This is a genomic window from Rufibacter sp. JT20002 (assembly GCF_056491185.1).
This window is the reverse complement of record NZ_JBSZJY010000001.1, coordinates 115650-136394: the sequence shown is the minus strand read 5'-3', so window position 1 is coordinate 136394 and position 20745 is coordinate 115650. Positions and strand designations below refer to the sequence as shown.

Sequence of the window (20745 nt, the reverse complement as noted above, 5' to 3'; positions counted from 1 at the left end):
CCATCAATAACTTGTAAAATTAAAATCAAAATTTTCTAATCTGTTGCTTGGATGTCTCGTAGGAAACTACTCTATTTGTCTACCAATTCTATAGGGATTAAGAGTATCTAAGTAGATTCAGATGTTTTAAGCTCCAGGGAATAAATGAAAAGTCTGAATTCACTCTTATGCTGCTGTGGGATATGGAACAAAGGTCGTGTGGCTGAGTGGCGAAGCAAAGACCAGCAAAGTCTTATACGGCGGTTCGATTCCGCCCGTGACCGCTAACCTCCTCCACCTAAAGTGCTCTGCGGCAAACTAAGCAAAAAGCCGCGGAGCGTTTTAGGGCTGCTTTTAGGAAGCGAACACTAAAACGGTAAGGAGGAAAGGTACGGTGGGTAGGAAACGGCCAGCCATATGCGGGTTTGGACGAGCCGTTTCCCCCACCTTACCAAAGCTGAACCCGCAGCTTTGGTAAGAAAAGTACCCCCGGACAAGTGACCCGCTAGTGCCTAACACCTAACTCCCCAACCCAATTGAACCCGTAGGGCTTTACCCGTGAAAAGCCTTTGACCATAAATAGTACCCTTAACCTTTACCACTATGAAACCCGATGTCTTCTTGAAAAGAACCCAGAAACGAATGCAGGGCCAGTTCTCCGGCTTTGGTTGTTGTTGCCGCTAACCGCTTTCAACCCGTTTTCCCTCCTTATTTCTTAAACAGACATCATTCCATGAAACCAAAATTTTTACTCTTCCTTCATTTTCTTTTTCTACCCTTGGTGGCCCTGCACGCGCAGGAAACCAATCTGGTGGAAATCAGTGGCCGGGTAACCGACCAGTCCAACAAAGAGCCCTTGCCCGGCGTGAGTGTGTACGTACGCGGCACCGTGACCGGAACCGCCACCAACCTGAACGGCGATTTCACCCTGAAGACCCGTCTTAAATTCCCGTTCACCCTGGTTGTTTCTCTGGTAGGTTTCCAGCCCCAGGAGTTTGAGATCACCGAACCCGGTTCGCGGTTAGACATTGCCCTGGTAACGCAAACCTTGCTTGGGAAAGAAGTGGTGGTGACCGCTTCCCGCGTTGAGGAAAGCATTTTGAAATCGCCGGTGGCCATTGAGAAACTGGACATCCGGGCTATCAAGGAGACCCCGGCGCCAAGCTTCTATGATGCGTTGGAGAATGTCAAAGGCGTGCAGATGACCACCTCCAGCCTTACCTTCAAAGTGCCCAATACCCGTGGCTTCAACATCCCGAACAACTTCCGGTTTATGCAGCTGGTAGATGGCGTGGACATGCAGGCGGCCACTTTAGGCGTTCCGCTAGGCAATGCCATCGGGCCTACTGAGCTGGACATTGAAAGTGTGGAAATTACCCCGGGTGCGGCCTCGGCGCTGTACGGCATGAACGCCATCAACGGCATGGCCAACCTCATCACCAAAAGCCCTTTTCTGTATCAGGGACTGAGCGTGTACCAGAAAACCGGCGTAAACCACGTAGACGGTATTGACGCCGAGCCCAGCATTTTGTCTGAGTTTGCGGTGCGGTACGCCAAGGCCCTGAGCGACAACTTCGCGTTTAAGATCAACGCCAGCTACATGAACGGCACCGACTGGCGCTCCAACACCACCACCGATCAGAACCCGAATAACCTGAACACCGCCAACCCTTCTTTTCCAGAATTAGCCGGTGCCAACAACCCTGCTTATGATGCCTGGAACAAGTACGGCGACGAGAACAACAATGCCGTGACCATCAGTGGCGTGCAGTACGGAGGCAAGAACCAGACGTTTCTGGTGCGCCGGACAGGTTATTGGGAGAAAGACATTGTAAGCCCTCGCGTTGACAACCTGAAGTTTGATGCCTCCCTGCACTACCGCCTCAGCGACAATGCCGAGCTTTCGTACGGGTACCGCATTGGCAAAATGGACGGCGTTTTCCAGCGCGGAAACAAGATCCAGTTGGATAACGTGGTGGTGCAGAACCACCGCCTGGAACTCAAAGGTGCCAATTACTTCCTGCGTTCCTACGTTTCTTTGGAGAATACTGGTGATTCGTACAACGTGAAGCCCATGGTGGATAACCTAGATATCACCAGCGGCGGCTCCAACAGCGAGTGGGGCGCTAAATTCAAGACAGCGCTGCAAACCCAGCTGAACGCCGGAACCGATCTGGCCACTGCCATGCAACTGGCCCGTCAGGCCGCTGATGCCGGAAGAGTACAGCCTGGTACGCCGGAGTTTGAGGCGCTCAAGAACACCATCCGGGGCATCAACAACTGGGACCACGGCAAAGTAGTACCAGGCGCACCGGCTACCGGTGGGGCCTTGCTTCTCCAGAAAAGCCGCCTTTACCACACCGATGCCCAGTGGGATTTTGCGGACCGCATCAAATTCGCCAATGTGCTGGTAGGAGCCGATGCCCGCGTGTATGAAGTCATTCCGGACGGAAACAACTTCGTGGATTTCACCCGGCCTATTGAGCAACGCACCCAGCCTGGTGGCAACAACGTGTACTACAAAAAATACGGCGCCTTCGCGCAGGTGACGAAGACCTTCCTGGCCGATCGGTTGAAAGTATTCGGCTCGCTGCGGGTAGACTATAACCCTGAGTTTGACCCCAAGCTGAACCCTAGAGTAGCGGCCGTATATACGTTGTCTGAATCGCACAACTTTAGAGTGTCGTACCAGAACGGGTTCCGGTTTCCGGCCTTGTTTGAGGCAGTTTCTTACGTGAATAACGGAAACGTGCGCCGTGTGGGAGGCTTGCCGTACATCAACGAAGGTTTGGGTTACCTAGACAACTCGTACACCCTGGCTTCGGTGAATGATTTCAACGCCGCTGTGAACCGAGACGTGACCGCTGGTCTGACGGCCAACGAAGCCGCCCTAAAGAACCGCGAAGTGCTGCAAATTACCAGCCTTTCGGCCACCCGTCCTGAGCAGATAAACTCGTTTGAGGTAGGGTACAAAAGCGTGTTGTTTGACAATAAACTGGTGCTAGACATTGACGCCTATACCAACGTTTACGACGGGTTTTTAGGCCAAGTAGAAGTTTCGGTACCGAAGAGCAATACAGTGCAGGTGGGCACCGACGAAGCGGTGATTGCCATGTTGGCCGCCAACCGCAACGGACAACAGACCCGTTACCGCGTGTACACCAACGCCAAGAACAAGTACAATAACTACGGTTCCTCGCTGGGTCTGACGTACAACTTCTATGAGAAATTCACCCTCTCGGGGAACGTGAACTACAACGCCATCAAAACGAACGAGGAGCGTGATATCTTCGTGACCGCCTTCAACACACCTAATTGGATCACCAACGTCTCCATCGGGAACCGGGAGGTGCTGAAGAATCTGGGCTTTAATGTGGTGTGGCGCTGGCAGGACTCTTTCCTGTGGGAAAGCCCACTGGCAAACGGAATTGTTCCGGCCTACAGCACCGTAGATGCCCAAGTGACGCTTCGGGTGCCGGAAAGCAAAATCACCATCAAAACAGGCGGCACCAACATCTTCAACCAACGCTTTATCCAGTACGCTGCCGGACCCACCATTGGCGGACTGTACTACGTGGCTGTTACCTTAGACGGGCTGCTAGCCAAGTAAGATCATCAGTAAGGGTGGGCGATCCACCCTTACTTTTTCTCCTGCCTTTACAAATTTCCCTTCTCCTGAGAACTGCTTCAAGGCCCTTTTTCCGAAAACAAGCTTTAAACAGTTAGAAGCTTTTCCTATTAAAAGTTCTCTCTTTAACACGTCTAGGAAGTAGCTCAAGGTTTCTTTAGGCTTTTCCATTCAGTTTCACCCCTAACTCTTTTTGCATGATGAAACGACTACTTCTTCTGATGATGATGGCCGGTGCTTTTTCCCCGTTTACCGGAAAAGCGCAGACGCCGGAAAAACAAGTGACCGAGCGGGAGCAGGTATGGCTGGGGTACTTTAACCAAACCCGCCTCTCTGATAAGTTCTCGTTATGGTTGGACCTGCACGCCCGCCGCACTGATTTCCTGGACCGCTGGGCCACTGCCATTGTACGGCCGGGCATCACCTACCACATTTCAGACCATACCCGTTTCACGGTGGGGTACGCCTATGCCGCCCATTGGCCCTCCTCCGCTGAGCAAGAGACCGTACGACCCGAGCATCGGCTTTGGCAGCAAATCAATTGGTCGGGGAAAAGCAAACGGTTGCAGACAAACCAGTGGGTGCGCCTGGAGGAACGCTTTAACCGGAACATTGCCAATGACCAACTGCAGGAAGGCTACCATTTCAACTTCAGGGCCCGCTACATGATCGCGCTCATGGTGCCGCTCACCGCCGATGCCATTGCCCCGGGGGTTCCGTTCCTAGTGCTGAATGATGAGGTGCACCTGAACTTCGGGAAAGAAATCGTGTACAACTACTTTGACCAGAACCGGCTTTTCGGTGGGTTGGGTTACCAGTTCACCAAGGGCCTGAATGCCCAACTAGGGTACATGCAGGTGTTTCAGCAGCAGGCAGCAGGCAACAGGTTCTTCCAAACGCACGCCCTGCGCCTTTTCCTTTTCCAGAACTTAGATTTCCGGAAACCAAAACCAGTACCGGCTGGCAGTTAGACTTATCTTCTTCGTTTCAGGCTGAGGTTTAGAGTAGTTCCTTCTGGAAAGCTAAGCCCCGTACACACATCGAAATCCCTCGAAAGCACCTTTCATTTTTTTATAGTTAGAGAGTTTCTTACTGTGGCAGGCATGGCAAATGTCTGCCACTTTTTGTTTTGCATCTGCTGAAGGAGGGTGTTCCGTTTTCAACTTGTTTTCAGCAAATGGAGCTAAAACCAACCATCATAGGCGCAGAAAATTTCCTTTTGATTTCTCAGCATCTTTGTAGTTTTAATAGCCGAAAATCTGTCAAGCCATCCGCTTTGCTTTGGTAAATCCCGGCGCTCTGTTTCTACCGCTACCGCATGTCCTCTAATCCGTCACTTACTGACATCCAAAGCCTGTTCATGGCCCACTACACGGCGCTGTGTCACAGAGCCTATGGTCTGGTGGGTGATGAAGACGCGGCCAAAGACGTGGTGCAGGAGGTGTTCATCCGGTTGTGGAGGCAGATGGAGGAAGGGTACATGTCTATAGAGCAACCTGAGGCCTATCTGCACCGTGCCGTTCGGAACCAGGCGCTCAACTACCTGGACCGGGAGAAACGCCAGCTTACTTTCCAGACCGAATTTCAGGCGGTTTCTGCTGCGTCCTCTAATAACATTGAAGAAAACTTGGGCCTAGAGGAGCTGCAAGAAAAGGTGCAGCAGGCCATTAACCGGTTACCGCTAGGTTGCCGAAAAGTGTTCTTGCTGAGCCGCTACGAGGGGCTGAGCCACAAAGAGATAGCCGAGGAACTGCAGATCTCTACCAACACCGTGGACAACCACATTAAGAAAGCCTTGGGCATCCTGCGAAAGTACCTGGTGAGCGGACTGCTGATAATTTTTAAACTTTTTTTGAATGGGGCGTAGCGGTTGCGGTAATAGGGTTTGTCTAGAGGGAAAATCCACTAAACCCTTTCGTCAAATGAAAAAGTTAAAAGTACTTCTGCTGAGTTTTTGTGCCCTCAGTTTCTGGGGATGCCACGGCACCCAGCCCGAAGAAGAAACCATTACGCCAACCGCTCTCCCCAGAGCCGTGACCACCACCCATGAAACCGAGTTGCTGGTAGGTAAATGGTGGCGCCTGGAGCAGGCAATGGTGTCCCCAGCCTACCCCGGACCAAACGGAAGCACGAACAACTGGCTGGAAGGCAAGCAAGCCTGCGACCTGGACAACCGCATCAGGTTTAACCTGGACGGCACCATGACCTGGGATGAAGGCGCGACCCGCTGCGCCGGAGCAAACCAAACCACGCCCGGCGCCTGGACCTACAACACCAAAACCGGCGAGGTAGAGCTGTACGAGCAGGAAGGCAGCAAATACGCGCACCGCACAGATTTGACAGTGACCCAGGTAAATGCCACCACCTTCACCGCCCTGAGCGTGAAGAAAGAAGGATCAGGCTACACCATTACCTCCAGTTACGTGCTGGAGCCATAGATAACGCTCTGCGGATAAGCAGGAGCAACGAGACGTAAACAGAATGGACAAAGACGCTACTTTTTTCTGGGACCTAACCGCCAAGCACCTTTCCGGCACCACCACGCCAGAGGAGGAAAGCGTGTTGGCGGCGTGGCTCCAGGAAAATCCAGAGCACAGAGAGCAGTTTGAAGAGCAACGCCATTTATGGGAACTTTCCGAAAAACACCCCAAAATCAGGTTCGCCCCGGAAGCTGGTTGGCAGGAGTTCCTGCAGCGCGTGGCAGCCGAGAAGCAGAAAGAAGCCGCGTTTACAACTCACCGTTCCTTTCCCTGGATGCGGGTTGCGGCTGGGTTGGCCTTGCTTTTGGTGTCGGCGTTCCTGATCCGGTATTTTCTGTTTTCGCCCTCTCAAACGGTACTTGCGGCCACCAACGCCAAACAGCGGTTCACGTTGCCTGACAGCAGCCATGTGTGGCTAAACAAAGGCAGCCAACTCACTTACCTTTCTGATTTTGGGGAGGAAGACCGGCAGGTGAACTTGCAAGGCGAAGGCTACTTTGAAGTGCAGCACAATGCGCGGAAACCATTCACCGTTACCGCCGCCGCTACCGAAACCCAGGTGTTGGGAACCACTTTTCAGGTTTCTACCCAAGCAGCTGACCAGGTAGAAGTTGTTTTGTTCACGGGGAAAGTAGCCTTTAGGGCAAGCAAAGGTCAGCCACAGGAAGTGACGTTGTTTCCGGGGCAAAAAGCCGTTTTCAGCTCCAAAACAGGAACCATTACTATCTCGGCTAACCAGGACCAGAACGTGCTCGCCTGGAAAGAGGAACGGTTCCAATTTGTGAATACGCCTTTAGCCCAGGTAGCCGAGACACTGGAGGAGTATTACGGGGTATCGGTTACGTTTGACAAGCCGACTTTGGGGCAGTGTCATTTTACGGGCTCGTTCCGGAATGCCCCGGCTCTGGATGAAGTACTGTTGGTGCTTACCAAAACCCTCCAGCTTTCTTATGAACAAGTGCAGCCTAAGGTATATCGTCTGAGCGGAAGCGGCTGCCAATAGCAAATTCTTTAAAGCATTTCATCATAAACCATGTATAAATATCTCCTTTGCATGTGCCTGGGCTGGCTTTGCTGTGTCTTCAGCGCACAAGCCCAAGCACCTATGCTGCAAAAAAAGGTAAGCCTCTCGGTGCGCAACAGCACCTTGGAGCAGGCCCTCAAAATTTTATCAGACCGCTACCAAGTTGATTTCTCCTACAGCAATGAAGTGATCAGCGGAGCCAGGAAAGTAACGGTACAAGCCCAGGAACAGCCTTTGAAAGAAGTCTTGGAGCAACTGCTGAAAGAATCCGGGTTGCGGTACAGCATTGTCGGGAGTCAGATTGTAATTGAGCCTGCCCCCAGGAAAAAAGGAGCCAGCCAGGCAACGGTAAGCGGCACCATCCGGGACAAAGCCACCGGCGAGGTGCTGGCCGGAGCCACGGTGCTGGTCATGGGCAAAGAGGGAGTGGGCACGGCTGCCAATGCCTACGGCTTCTACTCGCTCACCTTGCCTGCCGGCTCTTATACCTTACGAGCAATGTATCTTGGCTACTTAACTGCCGATCTGCCCTTGACATTGGAGAATAACCAGCCACTGAATATAGAGCTGTCCTCTGCAGAGGCTGCCCTGCAGGAAGTGGTAGTGGAAACCGATAAAGACGAGCAACAGGTAATGGATACCCGGGGCGGACGGCACCTGCTGCCCATGCAGACTATTAAAAAGATACCATCTATCGGAGGGGAGTCAGATGCGGTGAAAGCACTACAGATGTTGCCTGGAGTACAAACGGCCAACGAAGGAACGACCAACCTTTCGGTGCGGGGCGGTTCCTTTGACCAGAACCTGATTTTGCTGGACGAGGCTCCGGTGTATAATCCGGCGCACTCTTTAGGCTTTTTCTCGGTGTTTAACCCAGATGCCATCCAAAGCGTGGAGCTGTACAAGGGCGGCATTCCGGCCATGTACGGCGGGCGCTTGTCTTCGGTGGTAGACATCCGGATGAAGGAGGGGAACCGAAATGAGTACATGGCCAGCGGAGGGGTAGGTTTGCTGGCTTCGCGCCTGACCTTGGAAGGACCTGCGTTCAAAGGCAAAGGCTCCATGATGGTGGCGGGCCGGTACAGCAATCCCGGGGTATTGGTGAACGGTATTGGCGCCTTGGGGCAGGAGGCCGGTGTGTATTCGTTCAACAACTTTACGGGGGGTAACGAAATCAATTTCTATGACCTCAACCTGAAAACCAACTATAAACTCTCTGGCGAAGATCAGTTGTATTTCTCGGCGTACACCGGGCACGACCACTTTTTCTACGGCGATGTAAATGGCCGCAGCAGCATGGATTGGGGCAATACCACCGCCACTTTGCGCTGGAACCACCTCTACAACGAGAAGCTTTTCTCCAACGCCACGCTGCTTTTCAGCCATTACAACTATGCCTATATCCTGAAAGACGAGGTTCGGTATTTTAGGTGGACTTCTAACCTGCAGGAGATAGACGCCAAGATTGACTATGATTACTTTGTCAGCCCTACGTTGCACCTGCAGTTTGGCGGCGCCCTGAATTACCACCGGTTCTTCCCTGGCAAAGTAGCACCGCGCAACGACCAATCAGTTACTAAGGAAGTGCTGTTGCCCGAGAAGCAAGCTATGGAACCCGCGTTGTACGCCTCGGCTATTCACCAGCTTACCCCACGTTTGCGGCTGGAATATGGGTTTCGCTACGTGCCTTTCTTCGCCTTGGGGCCCGGCCAAAGCTATGTGTATGCCTCTTCAGAAAGTGAGGCTCCATTGGATACAATCTACCACAAGTCCGGGGAGATCATCAAGTTCTACCAGCGGCTGGAGCCCAGGTTTTCGGCTCAGTACAACCTCACCGAGAAAGGCACCTTTTCTTTGTCTTACAACCGCACCAACCAATACCTGCACCTGATCACCAATTCGTCCGTTGGGCTGCCTACCGATGTGTGGTTGCCTTCTGACCGAAACATCAAACCCCAGATTGCGGACCAGGTAGCTGCTGGGTACACGCATCAGTTCAAAGAAAAGATCTGGCAAGCGGCCGTGGAGGTTTTCTATAAAGAAATGCAGCACGTGGTAGATTACAAAGACAACGCTGACTTGTTCATGAACCGCCAGATTGAAACCCAGATGCGGAGCGGCCGCGGTTGGGCCTACGGCGCTGAATTCCTGCTTCGGAAAGAACAAGGCAAAACTACGGGTTGGCTAGCCTATACCTGGTCTAAATCGGAACGCAAGATTGAAGGCGTGAATAATGACCGCACCTATTCATCCGGCTTTGACAAGCGCCATAATCTATCCCTGACCATGACGCACCAGCTGAGTCCCCGGAAAGCTTTGAGCGCCAATTTTGTGTACACCACCGGCCGGGCCACCACCATTCCGGAAAGCGTTTACTTCCTCGGCGATAAACCCTTTGTGCAGTATTCTGAGCGGAACGGTTACCGATTACCTGCCTACCACCGCTTGGATGTGTCTTACACGCTGCAACAAAAGAGAAACGAACAGCGCCGTTGGAAAGGGGAATGGGTGTTCTCGGTTTATAACCTTTACAACAGAGAGAACTACTTCAATATGTTTTTCAAGCAGGAAGACTATACCTACAGTTCTGTCAAGGCTTACAAGACCCATTTGTTCGGGGCCTTGCCGTCCGTTACCTACAACTTCAGATTTATCTAAACTCAGATGAAGAATTTAAAGAGACACATTGGGGCTACCTATCTGTCCCTGCTGGCGCTGGTACTCTTCCTTTCTGGCTGTACAGAAGAAGTGCCCATGCCCGAGATTTCCTCCACCAGCAAACTGGTGATAGACGCCTGGATCACCGATAAGCCGGGGCCATACCAGATAAAGTTGATCAAGAGCCTACCGTTCAAAGCCATTTCTTCAGACGTAAATTACACCTACGAAGAAGGAATGAACCTCATTGGAGTGCCCGATGCGCAGGTCACCATCAGCGACAATACCGGTTTTCAGGAGGTTTTGAAAAAAGAGCCCAATAACACGTTCGGGTATGTGACCGATAAGCTCGTAACCAAGCCGGGCCGCACCTACTACCTGAAAATTGTGCACCAAGGCCAGGAGTACACCGCTACTGCCTACATGCCCCCTGTCCCGAAGATTGATAAAGTGTCTTATTTCCTGCGCCCAACTGAGATAGTGGGGAAGGATGACGCCTACGTGCCGTTGGTTTATTTCCAGGAGCCCGCTGATGTAAAGAACTATTACCTGTTTAAGTACTGCTACCTGGACTATTGCGGTCCTATCAACGGGGGCTCTACCGGGGGGCGGAACTGGAATGTATCCATCCTGAATGATGATTTGCTGCCCGCTTATGTAGACGGCTTGAGCATTGATGACGGGCACTCCGTGAGCGGCATGGATTTCTATCCGTTCAGCGGCGTTAACACCCTTCAAATGTATTCCCTCACTCGGGAAGGCTACCAGCACTTTGACAGTTTAATCAGGCAGTTTTTGAACGATGGCGGTACCTACCAACCGGCTCCCGCTTCGGCACCCAGCAACATCAGCAACGGTGCGCTCGGCTTCTTTGGCGCCGCCGCGGTATCAGAGGTAAAGGTGAACATCCCGTAGCTGGATGCCTGGTTAAGGGCTTCTTTTCTGGAAACAGCCTGAAATGGGTAAGTCTAAAAAAAACAGTAAAGCTCCTCTGGTTTTCTCCAAAGGAGCTTTACTGTTTTTTAGTAGCTACTTGGTTTTAGGGGCTTGTTTGGGCAATCAAACGTTAAAGTTCTTGGATAAAATAAACCAAATGGTTTATTTGCCGACATGAAACTTCCCCAGACACTTAAAGCAGAACAAACCAGGAGCCTTATTATAGAGCGGGCAGCGGTGCTTTTCAATCAGAAAGGCTTCGCCGGAACCTCTTACCAGGATTTGATCCAAGCTACGGGGGTGACCAAAGGCTGTCTGTACGGGCATTTCGGGAGCAAGGAAGAATTGGCCGTGGCGGCTTTTGAATTTGCGGCTCAAACCTTAATTGATCGGGTAGGGGAGGCCATGGCGCCTTATGAGAAAGCTGGCGAGAGGCTGCGGGCACTGTTGACCTTTTACCGGAACTACCTCACCAATCCCATTATTGCCGGAGGCTGCCCCTTGCTCAACACCGCCGTGGAAGCCGATGATAACCAGCCAGCCCTGCACGAGCGAGTGGTACACGTCCTGAACCGTCTGCACAAAGGCGTGCGAAATCTGATTGACCTGGGGAAAGAGCAGGGAGTGTTTCATGCCTCGGCAGATACCACAGCCATTACCACTTTTTTCATTTCCAGCGTGGAAGGCGGCATTCTGCTGGCCAAAGCCTACAATGAGGAAAAGCCACTCCAAACCGTGTTAGACCAACTAGAGCGCTGGCTGCAGCACGAACTGGGAGAATTCTAAAATTTTTTTAACCTACCATATACCAATTGGTCTATTCTGAAGCTATGAAAGAACACACCTCCCCTAAATCCTCCATCTTAGAAAGCCAGACCCGCATTCGGTTTGATCATTGCGATCCCTTCGGGCACCTGAACAACAGCGCTTTCCTGAACTACTTCCAGAACGAGCGTGAAGACCAAGTGGAAGCGGCCTATGGACTAGACATCCATGCTTTCTTCCGGAAAACCGGCCGCGCCTGGGTGGTGGGGCAGAACCAGATTGTCTACCTGAGCCCGGCCCTAGTGCGCGAATTGGTTACCATTGAGACGAGCATCCGGCACTTCAACGAAACCAGCATGCTGGTGGAGCACATCATGTACGACGCCGAGAAAACCAGAATCAAAGCCATGCTCTGGACCAAATTCGTGTACATCGATGTCCGGAAGAACGAGCGCGCCCAGCATGAACCGGAACTGATGGAGTTGTTTGGCGAAGTGGTGGTGAAAGAAGAAACGCCCGCTTTGTTTGAGGAACGGGTGAAGCAGCTACGCGATCAGATGAAACCCTCCCAACCTAAAGTTGGGTAAGCTATCTCCTTAAAAAATAACCGTTTCGGCGCTGCTTTGAGAAAACCAGCGCCGAAACGGGTTTTATGCTTTCTACCTTCCCTGCCGGTTTAAGCAGGTTTAGTGAAAGAAGCTTTGAAACGGCACCTGGTTATCTGAGCTTCAAAGCCTACGGATGCACCTCATTCAGCCAGTCAGTAATCAACCGGTAGGAAATGGAGAGCGCCGGTGGCAGGATGATTTCCCCGTTTGCGACCTGTTGTTTCAACTCCGGACGCGTGAACCAGTGAGCATCTTCAATCTCGGCAGGGTCAATCTTGATCTCATTTGTTTCTGCCTCGGCCATGAAACCCACCATGATGGAAGCCGGAAAGGGCCAGGGCTGCGAGGAGTGGTATGCCACGTGGTTGACCTTTAGACCAACTTCTTCCAGTACCTCGCGGGCAACGGCACTTTCCAGGGTTTCACCTGGTTCCAGAAATCCTGCAATTGAGGCGTACATCCGAGCGGGCCAGGAGGCTTGTCGGGCCAAAAGGCCTTTGCCCTGATGGGTGATCATGGTGATCACGGCCGTGTCTGTGCGCGGGAAATGCGAGGTCTGGCACTCTGGATTGGTGCATTTGCGCAGGTGTCCCGCTTCTTTGAAAAGGGTAGGGGCCCCGCACACGCTGCAGTGCTGGGTTTGCCGGTTCCAGTAGATCATGGCTTTGGCATAGGCCAGCAAAGAACTTTCGGGGCGGGCCAACTGCAGGGTGGCTTCGCGCAACTCCTGAAAGCTGCCCACCTCCAACGGCACAGAATACTCTTCCTGTAGATCCACCGCAAAATAAATCCGGCCATTCTTCTCGCCCAGCAAAATAGGCGAAAGCCCTAGCTCCTGCACCGGAAGCTCCCGCACCGAAAGCGGTACCAACTGCCGGTTTTCGGTGAGCAGCGGTTTCGGGCCTTTGAAAGGCAGCAGCACCGTTTGGGGTTTGCTTTGCTGTTCATCCAGCCACACGGGATTCCTTCTATGCAGATGAACCCGGTCCAGGTTAGATTCTCCAAAGAAGTTAAGGGCAGAGAAAGCAAGATTGTTTCGCATAATCTGGTGTAACGTGCAAAAAAGAAGAAGCGTTTAGAAGCCGGTTTACCTAAACCAGCCTCTAAACGCTTCTTGTCAGTTGTGGGAAACTACAGGTTCAGCGTTCCTGCTATTTCTTTCAGGGCAACTTCGCCAATCTTGGCCAAATATTGCGCGTTGCTGTAGCGCACGGTGGCATTCACGTAGTTGAGTTGGGCATCGCGCACCTCTACGGTGGTGATGCTTCCTAACCTGAACTTTTCCATAGTAATGTCAAGGTTCTGGCGGGCAATGCGCTGGTTGTTCTCCTCTAGTCTCACCAAACTCAAATTAGTCAGGTAGGTCTGATAAGCGGAAGCCAACTGGGCGTTGATGTTCTGGTTTACCTGCTCGTACTGCAACTGGGCGCTGTTGATGAGAATGTTGGCATTCTGTTCATTTCGGCGCTGGTTGAACCCACTGAAAATAGGCACGGAGGCAGTGACCCCGTAGGTGAGACCGTTCCCCGTGGAGAGCGTGGAGAAACCCAGCGCCGAGCGGTTCCGGTTGAAGTTATAGCCCGTGTTCACGCCCACTACCGGGAAGCGGTTGGCCCTGATTTGCTTGGCATCCAGTTCGGCAATACGGCGGTTCAACACGGCTGCTTTCAACGAGGGGTTCATCTGGGCCGCCTGGGCAGAAAGCCCTTCCAGCGTGAGCTGGTCATCAATCAGGATATCGTCTGGCACAGTAAACCGGATGTTCACGTCCCGCACCAACAGCTCATTCATTCTGATCTGGGTGTTGCGGTACAGCTCCTGCTGGCGTAGGAAGTTGGTGGTATCGGTGTTGTAGTCTACCTGGGCGTTCAGGACTTCCAAACGGGCGGCTTTCCCAATCTGAAACCGGTTCTGCGCGGTGGTTACCCGCAGGCGAGAAAGGGAGATGGCAGTATCATAGGCTCTGAGCTGGTGCTGTTGCTGCACTAGTTCGTAGAAGGTGCTCATGACATCGCCCACGCGGGCCAGCACGGTGGTTTGCAGGTTGGTTTCACCTAATTTTTCCAGTTCCTGCAGTTGCTCGTAGCGAGCAAACATGGCAAAGCCGTTGAATACCGTCCAGTTCAGGCCCACGCCGTAGCTCAGGTTGGAGCCCTGGCCCCAGCTAACCTCGTTTACCTGTCCGTCTGCCCGGGTTTGGGTACTATTCTGGATAGAGTTGCTGTTGGTGAGGTTTCCGGTGACGTTGGGCAACATGCCGGCGTTGCCACGGGTCACGTTGTTTTCAGCGATGCGTTCTTCGTTGGCCGAAAGCTTGATGTCATAGTTGCGTTCCAGCGCTATTCTTACTGCATCTTCAAGGGTCAGAAGTTCCTGGGCCTTCACCCCACTTGCCCCAAAGAGCAGTGAGATCAGGAAAAGACCCAGGAAACCAAATCTATATCTTAACATAAATGGGTTGGTTCAAAAAAATAATCAATGGGCCACTGCTTTCTCGTACTCTTCAATGTGATCAAACTCTGGGTGGTGCTTGCGCTCCTTAGACCACATAGAATAGATAGCCGGGATGATGAACAGGGTAAGCACAAGCGAGAAGATGGTACCTCCCACAATTACTACCCCCATGCCCACCCGGCTTTGGGCAGCTGCTCCCAAGGCCAACGCAATAGGCAAAGAACCCAGAGCAATGGCCAAACTGGTCATTAAGATAGGGCGCAAACGGGCTTCAGAGGCTTCCATAATGGCATCCATTTTAGACTTGCCCTCCTCCCGCAGCTGGTTCGCAAATTCCACAATCAGGATACCGTTTTTGGTTACCAGACCAATCAACATGATGGTTCCAATCTGGCTGAAGATGTTCCAGGTTTGCCCGAATAGCCACAAAGACAACATAGCCCCGGCTACTGCCATTGGTACCGTCAAAATAATGATACATGGGTCAATGAAGCTTTCAAACTGGGCTGCCAGAATGAGGTAAATCAGTAACAAGGCCAACCCGAAGGCGAACATGGTGTTGGAACCACTTTCCACGAAGTCACGCGATTCACCGCCCAGGTCGGTGGAGAAGGTCTCATCCAGTACCTGTTCTTTGATGCGGTCCATAGCTTCAATACCATCTCCAATACTTTTGCCAGGCGCCAGACCAGCCGAAACAGTCGCTGACAAGTACCGGTTATTGTGGTATAACTGCGGCGGGCTGCTTAGTTCCTGCATGGTGACCAAGTTATCCAACTGAATTAACTGCCCAGTAGAGCTGCGCACAAATAGCGAAGTCAGGTCCATAGGATCGTCCCGGTCAGGGCGGTCAAACTGGCCCATTACCTGGTATTGGCGTCCGTTCATCAAAAAGTATCCGAAACGCTGTCCACTCAACGACAATTGTAGCGTTTGAGCCACGTCAATCACCGAAACGCCCAAGCTTTGGGCTTTCTCGCGGTCAATAGAGATGTTGATTTCTGGTTTGTTGAACTTCAGATTCACATCGGCCATCATAAAGGTTGGGTCGCTGTTCACCGCCTCCATAAACTGCGGGATTTTCTCCCGTAGTTTCTCAAAGTTAGGGGCCTGAATAATATACTGGATAGGCTGACCACCCCGGCGGTTCACAGAAATAGTAGGCTGCTGGATCACGTTGGTTCGGGCCTCCGGGAAGCGACGCACTACCTTTGAAAGCTGGTCAGCGATCTCTTTCTGAGAGCGTTCGCGTTCTTCCTGCGGTTTCAGGGCCAGACGCATCATCCCGCTGTTTACCGATCCAGAGCCCCCAAAGCCTGGAGACGTAATTACCAGGTTAACTTGTTTCTCGGGCACCGAATCCTCTACCACGGCGGTCAGTTCCTGCATGAAACGGTCCATGTATTCATAAGAAGAACCTTCGGGCGCAGTTGCCATGATGCGGAGCATACCCCGGTCATCGTAAGGGGCGGTTTCTTTCTGCAGAATGGTGTAGAAAAAGGCAGTAAGACCGAAACAGGCTAAAATGATAGGGAAACTCAGCCACTTCTTTTTCATGAAGCTGCCCAAAGCCTCGGCGTAACCGGAGTTCATTTTCTGGAAGAACGGCTCGGTCCACTCGTAGAATTTAGAGCGCTTGTGCACGTCACCTTTCATCAGGTAGGCATTCAGCATAGGCGTTAAGGTCAGCGACACGAACGCCGAAATCAACACGGCCGCGCCAATCACCACCCCAAACTCTCGGAACAAGCGCCCCACGAACCCTTCCAGGAAGATTAGGGGCAGGAACACAGCCGCCAGCGTAATGGAGATAGAGATTACCGCCAAAAAGATTTCATTAGAACCTTTGATGGCCGCTTCAATGGGCGACATGCCTTCCTCTACTTTCTTGTAGATGTTTTCCGTTACCACAATACCGTCATCCACCACCAGACCCGTCGCCAACACGATGGCTAGCAAAGTCAGTACGTTAATGGAAAAACCAGCCAGGTACATGATGAAGAAGGTGGCAATCAACGACACCGGAATGTCAATTAACGGACGGAAAGCGATACCCCAGTCACGGAAGAACAGGTAGATAATCAAAATTACCAGCACCAGGGAGATAAGGATGGTCTCGGCTACTTCGGTTACTGATTTCTTGATGAATACCGTGTTGTCCATGGCGATGTCCAGTATCAGGTCATTGGGCAGTTCGGTTTTAAGCTTGTCAAACTGCTCGTAGAAATTGCCGGCAATGTCAAGGTAGTTGGTACCCGGCTGCGGGATGATGGCCATCCCCACCATGGGCACGCCAGACTCCGTCATTTTGGTTTCCAGGTTCTCAGGACCTAACTCTGCCCGGCCAATGTCACTGAAACGGGTAATTCTGTCGCCCTCAGAGCTAATAATAAGGTCATTGAACTGCTGCTCGTTAGACAGGTTTCCGAGGGTTCTTACTGTCAATTCTGTGTTCTGGCCGCTTACCTTACCGGTGGGTAGTTCCACGTTCTGGCGGTTCAAGGCCGTACGCACGTCGGCCACGGTTAAGCCGTAAGAGGCCAGTTTCATAGGATCAAGCCATAAACGCATAGCGTACCGTTTCTGTCCCCAGATCTGGATGCTACTTACCCCCGGAATGGTTTGCAGACGCTGCGAAATCACGTTCTCAGCGTAATCAGAAAGCTGGAGGGCATCGCGTTTCTCGCTGCGCACGGTCATGGTGATGATCGGCTCAGAGTCGGCATCGGCTTTAGAAACCACCGGAGGCGCGTCAATATCCTCTGGCAAGCTTCTTACCGCTTGTGATACTTTGTCGCGCACGTCATTGGCTGCTTCCTCCAGATCTTTTTCCAGGTTGAACTCAATATTGATGTTGCTTCGGCCTTGGTTACTGGACGAAGAAATGTTCCGGATACCGTCAATGGAGTTAATGGCTTTCTCCAGCGGCTCCGTTATCTGGGATTCAATAATGTCTGAGTTGGCACCGGAATAGCTGGTGCTCACCGAGACGATGGCCGGGTCAATGGAAGGATATTCCCGAATGCCCAGGAACGTGTACCCAATCACCCCGAACAGCATCAAGAGCAGGTTCAACACGATGGTGAAGACCGGCCTTTTTATACTTGTGGTTGATAAACTCATGTTAAAACAGAATCTAAATTATAATTGCTTCGCCACGGCTACGCGCACCGGGCTTCCTGCTTTCAAAGACATTACGCCCGTAGTAAGAACGGTATCACCGGGGTTTAATCCGGAAGTCACCAACAAATCTTTCTCGGTGCGGGTGCTGGTCTCAATCATTACTTCTTTGGCTTTTCCGTTCTCGGCTACAAACACCTTCTTCCCGTTCTGCACCGGTACCACGGCCTGGGTTGGGATCAGGAGCGCATCAGGGATAACCGTTAATGGTAATTGAATGTTCGCGAATGAACCGGGTAATAAAGTGCCATTCGGGTTATTGGCCCTCGCCCGTAACTGCAATGTACGGGTGGTTGCTTCAATGCTAGGTTCAATGGCGTACACTCTGGCGGTGAACTTGTCCTGAGAACCTGCCACCGTGAAGGTGAGCTCGGTATTCACTTTCACCTGACCGGCGTATTTTTCTGGTACGGCAAAGGTAATTTTGATAGGGTTGATGCTCACCAGATTGGTAACCACGGTTTCTGGCGAAAGGTAGCTTCCCATGGAAACCGCTCTTAGCCCCACCTTGCCGGCAAAAGGAGCCGTGATGGAGGTCTTCGCCAACTGAGCTCGTACCAATTGAATCTGGGCCTGAGCGGTTTTCAGCTCAGCGCGAGCCACATCGTACTCCTCCCGGCTAATGGCTTCTTTCTCTAACAGCAGGCGGGCACGTCTTTCGTTCTCGGCGGTCAACGTCTGGCGGGTTTGGGCCTGGGCCAGTTGGGCTCGTAACTCAGAATCATCAATCTTTACCAGCACCTGTCCTTTGCGCACGTTGCTTCCTTCCTCAAAGAAGATGCCGCGTACCAAACCAGATACCTGTCCGCGCACCTCTATCTGCTCATTGGCTTCAATGGAACCCGTCACCGAAAGGGAGTTGGCAAACTCCTGAGGGGTGGCCACCACGCCGCTCACCCGCATGGCAGGAGCGCCGCCGCCGCCCGGACCACCAGGTCCACCCGGGCCTCTTCCGCCGCCTGGTCCACCTCCGGCGCCTGCCGCCTCTTTGTTACTGCTGATACGGTAATACACTAAAGCCCCGAAACCCAGGATAAGCAGCGCATAGACAATGTGTTTTATTTTCATAGAATTGGTGATACTAAACTCTCTTGTTTGTTTGAAACTGGTGGATACTTTTGTTTAATGAATAAGCGGTAGCCACAGTAGCAGCTATCATAACTTACGGCCGTAGGCACTAGGTTCCTCAAAAGCAAAGAAGTGCCCGCAAACCAGGCGCGGCACTTCTGCCATGGAAGGTGTGGGCCCTACTGGCAGAAAAGAACTTGTAGAAATGGGGCGTAAGGTGAAACGTCCGGTTGGCGGAGGGGCTGCGTCTTTAGGAAAAAGCCAGGCTCCCGGGTAGTGAAAGGTGGCAAGGGCAAGTTTTTCATTCTGGTGGTAGGGGGGTATAAATGCATTTAGCTGCCCGGTAAAAAGCAAAAGCTCCTGACCGTCATGGCAGCGGGTAAATTTATCGTGTTTTTTGGCTATTTTTAGAATTTAGACCAGAAAACAGACCGAAGGTTTAACGGACTTTCTAAAAAAATCTGATTTCCCGATCTTCGTACAGAATCAGCAGGACGAACTATTTGACAACCCTATGGCGAAGACCAATGCCTCAGATAAAAGAACCAACTTTTTCCAGGATGTCTATGAAGTGGTGAAACTGATTCCGCCAGGGCGGGTGACGTCTTACGGGGCTATTGCTTCTTACTTGGGCGCCAAGGGTTCTGCCCGGATGGTGGGCTGGGCGCTCATTGCCTCGCATACGCACCAAGGCCTCCCGATTCCGGCTTACCGGGTGGTGAACCGCAACGGCATGCTCACCGGAAAGCAGCATTTTGAGTCTTTTGATGCCATGCAGCAGCACCTGGAGCGGGAAGGAATCAAGATAAAGGACGACCAGGTGCAAGACTTTGAGAAACTCTTCTGGGACCCGGCAAAAGAACTGTTGTAACATGGCCCAAACCGTAGACCACAACAAAATCTCCAAGAAAAAGCAGCATTACCCTGTCACAGAGAGGCTGCAGCGGTACCTGCGGGAATACGACCGCGCCGCGCCGCTGCCCATGACCTACCAGGACCTGCTGCATTTCACCGAGGCTTACCCGCTATACGACCGCTGGGGCCAGGACACGCTTTGGCAAACGGTGGTGTATGACCAAAGCCAAATGCACGAGATCTATGAAGGGCTTACCCGCACCTATATCCAGCTGAAATCAGGTGGGAACGAGAGCCTCATGGAACAGCTCTCGGTGCAACGGGTAGATTACTGCACCTTCGGGAATTCCAACCCTTTCCGGGTCCGGATTGTGAACCTGCTCAATGACAACTACGACTACTTCTACTTCAAGAAAGCAGATTCTTCGCGCATTTACGGGTTGGAGCTGGAGCACGTCTTGTCGCCCAACCGCATCAACTACCTGGTGCACGGGGCCTCGTTGATTGAAGAGCACATTGCCGGTATTCCCGGGGATGAGTTCATCAAGCATTACCTGAGCCGGCCTAATTTAAACCGGGTACGCCTGGCCAAGGAATTTGTGAAGTTCAATGAACGGTGTTTCGCCTTGTTGCTGGGCGACATGCGCTCCTATAACTACGTGGTGGTAGTGACCCCAGACTTTGAAGAGGAGCAATACCGCGTGCGGCCCATTGACTTTGACCAACAGAGCTACGAAGGCCGCAAGACCATGTATCTGCCCCAGTTCTTTAAAGACAACAACCCCATTGTGGCGCTGTGTACCCAGTTGCTCCACCCAGAGACCATGAAGCAGTACCAGAACGAGGAACGTACCTTGCTCTTCCGGCGCATCAGGGCGGCCCGATATCGCTTGAAGGACCTCATTGACTGCATGCGCCGCGATACCATCTCTACCCCGGAGAAAGTGGAACAACTGCGCGAGGAACTGGCCCGGCACCACAAGGTAGAGGAGTTCCGGCACTGTGGTTCCATGGGTGATCTGGTGCGCCTGCAGCTGAAACTGATGGTGCGCCATTTGTAAGCTTTCCCATAATTTTCTAAAAAATGGCCACCAAACGGCTTTTTACGTA

At 52.2% G+C, this 20745-nt stretch carries 16 protein-coding genes and 1 tRNA gene; 12 read left to right on the top strand and 5 right to left on the bottom strand.

The window, feature by feature from the left end:
• Positions 1-192: 192 nt before the first annotated feature.
• Positions 193-263, top strand: a tRNA-Cys gene (locus ACW9SV_RS00570).
• 449 nt (positions 264-712) lie between these two features.
• Entirely contained in the window at positions 713-3589 is a 2877-nt protein-coding gene (locus tag ACW9SV_RS00565) for a TonB-dependent receptor (RefSeq protein ID WP_479554786.1), read from the top strand.
• Here ACW9SV_RS00565 and ACW9SV_RS00560 read toward each other — a convergent pair.
• The gene (locus ACW9SV_RS00560; protein WP_479554785.1) at positions 3578-3778 is read right to left on the bottom strand and encodes a hypothetical protein; all 201 of its coding nucleotides are present in this window, start codon (positions 3776-3778) and stop codon (positions 3578-3580) included. The two genes, ACW9SV_RS00565 and ACW9SV_RS00560, sit on opposite strands and share 12 nt — an antisense overlap.
• Positions 3779-3804: 26 nt before the next feature.
• Here ACW9SV_RS00560 and ACW9SV_RS00555 point away from each other — a divergent pair, with 26 nt between their 5' ends.
• The 8 genes from ACW9SV_RS00555 (at position 3805) to ACW9SV_RS00520 (ending at position 12057) form a co-directional block, all read left to right on the top strand.
• Positions 3805-4578 carry a DUF2490 domain-containing protein gene (locus tag ACW9SV_RS00555; protein ID WP_479554784.1) on the top strand — a complete coding sequence of 258 codons (774 nt, stop codon included), beginning with the start codon at positions 3805-3807 and terminating at the stop codon, positions 4576-4578.
• A gap of 347 nt (positions 4579-4925) precedes the next feature.
• Entirely contained in the window at positions 4926-5474 is a 549-nt protein-coding gene (locus ACW9SV_RS00550; protein WP_479554783.1) for an RNA polymerase sigma-70 factor, read from the top strand.
• A 55-nt stretch (positions 5475-5529) separates the two neighbouring features.
• Entirely contained in the window at positions 5530-6045 is a 516-nt protein-coding gene (locus ACW9SV_RS00545; RefSeq protein WP_479554782.1) for a hypothetical protein, read from the top strand.
• Positions 6046-6088: 43 nt separating this feature from the next.
• Positions 6089-7090: a FecR domain-containing protein gene (locus ACW9SV_RS00540; RefSeq protein ID WP_479554781.1), complete on the top strand. Its 1002-nt coding sequence runs from the start codon at positions 6089-6091 to the stop codon at positions 7088-7090.
• Between the two features lie 30 nt (positions 7091-7120).
• Entirely contained in the window at positions 7121-9769 is a 2649-nt protein-coding gene (locus ACW9SV_RS00535) for a carboxypeptidase-like regulatory domain-containing protein (protein WP_479554780.1), read from the top strand.
• Positions 9770-9775: 6 nt separating this feature from the next.
• On the top strand, positions 9776-10684 hold the full coding sequence (locus ACW9SV_RS00530; RefSeq protein ID WP_479554779.1) for a DUF4249 domain-containing protein: 909 nt from the start codon (positions 9776-9778) through the stop codon (positions 10682-10684).
• Positions 10685-10879: 195 nt separating this feature from the next.
• Positions 10880-11491: a TetR/AcrR family transcriptional regulator gene (locus tag ACW9SV_RS00525; RefSeq protein ID WP_479554778.1), complete on the top strand. Its 612-nt coding sequence runs from the start codon at positions 10880-10882 to the stop codon at positions 11489-11491.
• 44 nt (positions 11492-11535) lie between these two features.
• The gene (locus tag ACW9SV_RS00520) at positions 11536-12057 is read left to right on the top strand and encodes an acyl-CoA thioesterase (RefSeq protein ID WP_479554777.1); all 522 of its coding nucleotides are present in this window, start codon (positions 11536-11538) and stop codon (positions 12055-12057) included.
• 148 nt (positions 12058-12205) lie between these two features.
• Here ACW9SV_RS00520 and nudC read toward each other — a convergent pair whose 3' ends face one another.
• The 4 genes from nudC to ACW9SV_RS00500 form a co-directional block, all read right to left on the bottom strand.
• Positions 12206-13120, bottom strand: coding sequence for an NAD(+) diphosphatase (nudC, locus tag ACW9SV_RS00515; RefSeq protein WP_479554776.1), 915 nt, complete (start codon positions 13118-13120; stop codon positions 12206-12208).
• 89 nt (positions 13121-13209) lie between these two features.
• Positions 13210-14529 (bottom strand): TolC family protein, encoded by a 1320-nt coding sequence (locus ACW9SV_RS00510; protein ID WP_479554775.1) that lies wholly within the window; start codon positions 14527-14529, stop codon positions 13210-13212.
• Positions 14530-14553: 24 nt separating this feature from the next.
• Entirely contained in the window at positions 14554-17655 is a 3102-nt protein-coding gene (locus ACW9SV_RS00505; protein ID WP_479554774.1) for an efflux RND transporter permease subunit, read from the bottom strand.
• A gap of 18 nt (positions 17656-17673) precedes the next feature.
• Positions 17674-18780: an efflux RND transporter periplasmic adaptor subunit gene (locus ACW9SV_RS00500; RefSeq protein WP_479554773.1), complete on the bottom strand. Its 1107-nt coding sequence runs from the start codon at positions 18778-18780 to the stop codon at positions 17674-17676.
• Between the two features lie 514 nt (positions 18781-19294).
• On the opposite strand from ACW9SV_RS00500, the gene ACW9SV_RS00495 reads away from it, so the two are divergent.
• Positions 19295-19651, top strand: coding sequence for an MGMT family protein (locus tag ACW9SV_RS00495; RefSeq protein WP_479554772.1), 357 nt, complete (start codon positions 19295-19297; stop codon positions 19649-19651).
• 1 nt (position 19652) lies between these two features.
• Positions 19653-20696: a hypothetical protein gene (locus ACW9SV_RS00490; protein WP_479554771.1), complete on the top strand. Its 1044-nt coding sequence runs from the start codon at positions 19653-19655 to the stop codon at positions 20694-20696.
• Positions 20697-20745 lie beyond the last annotated feature (49 nt).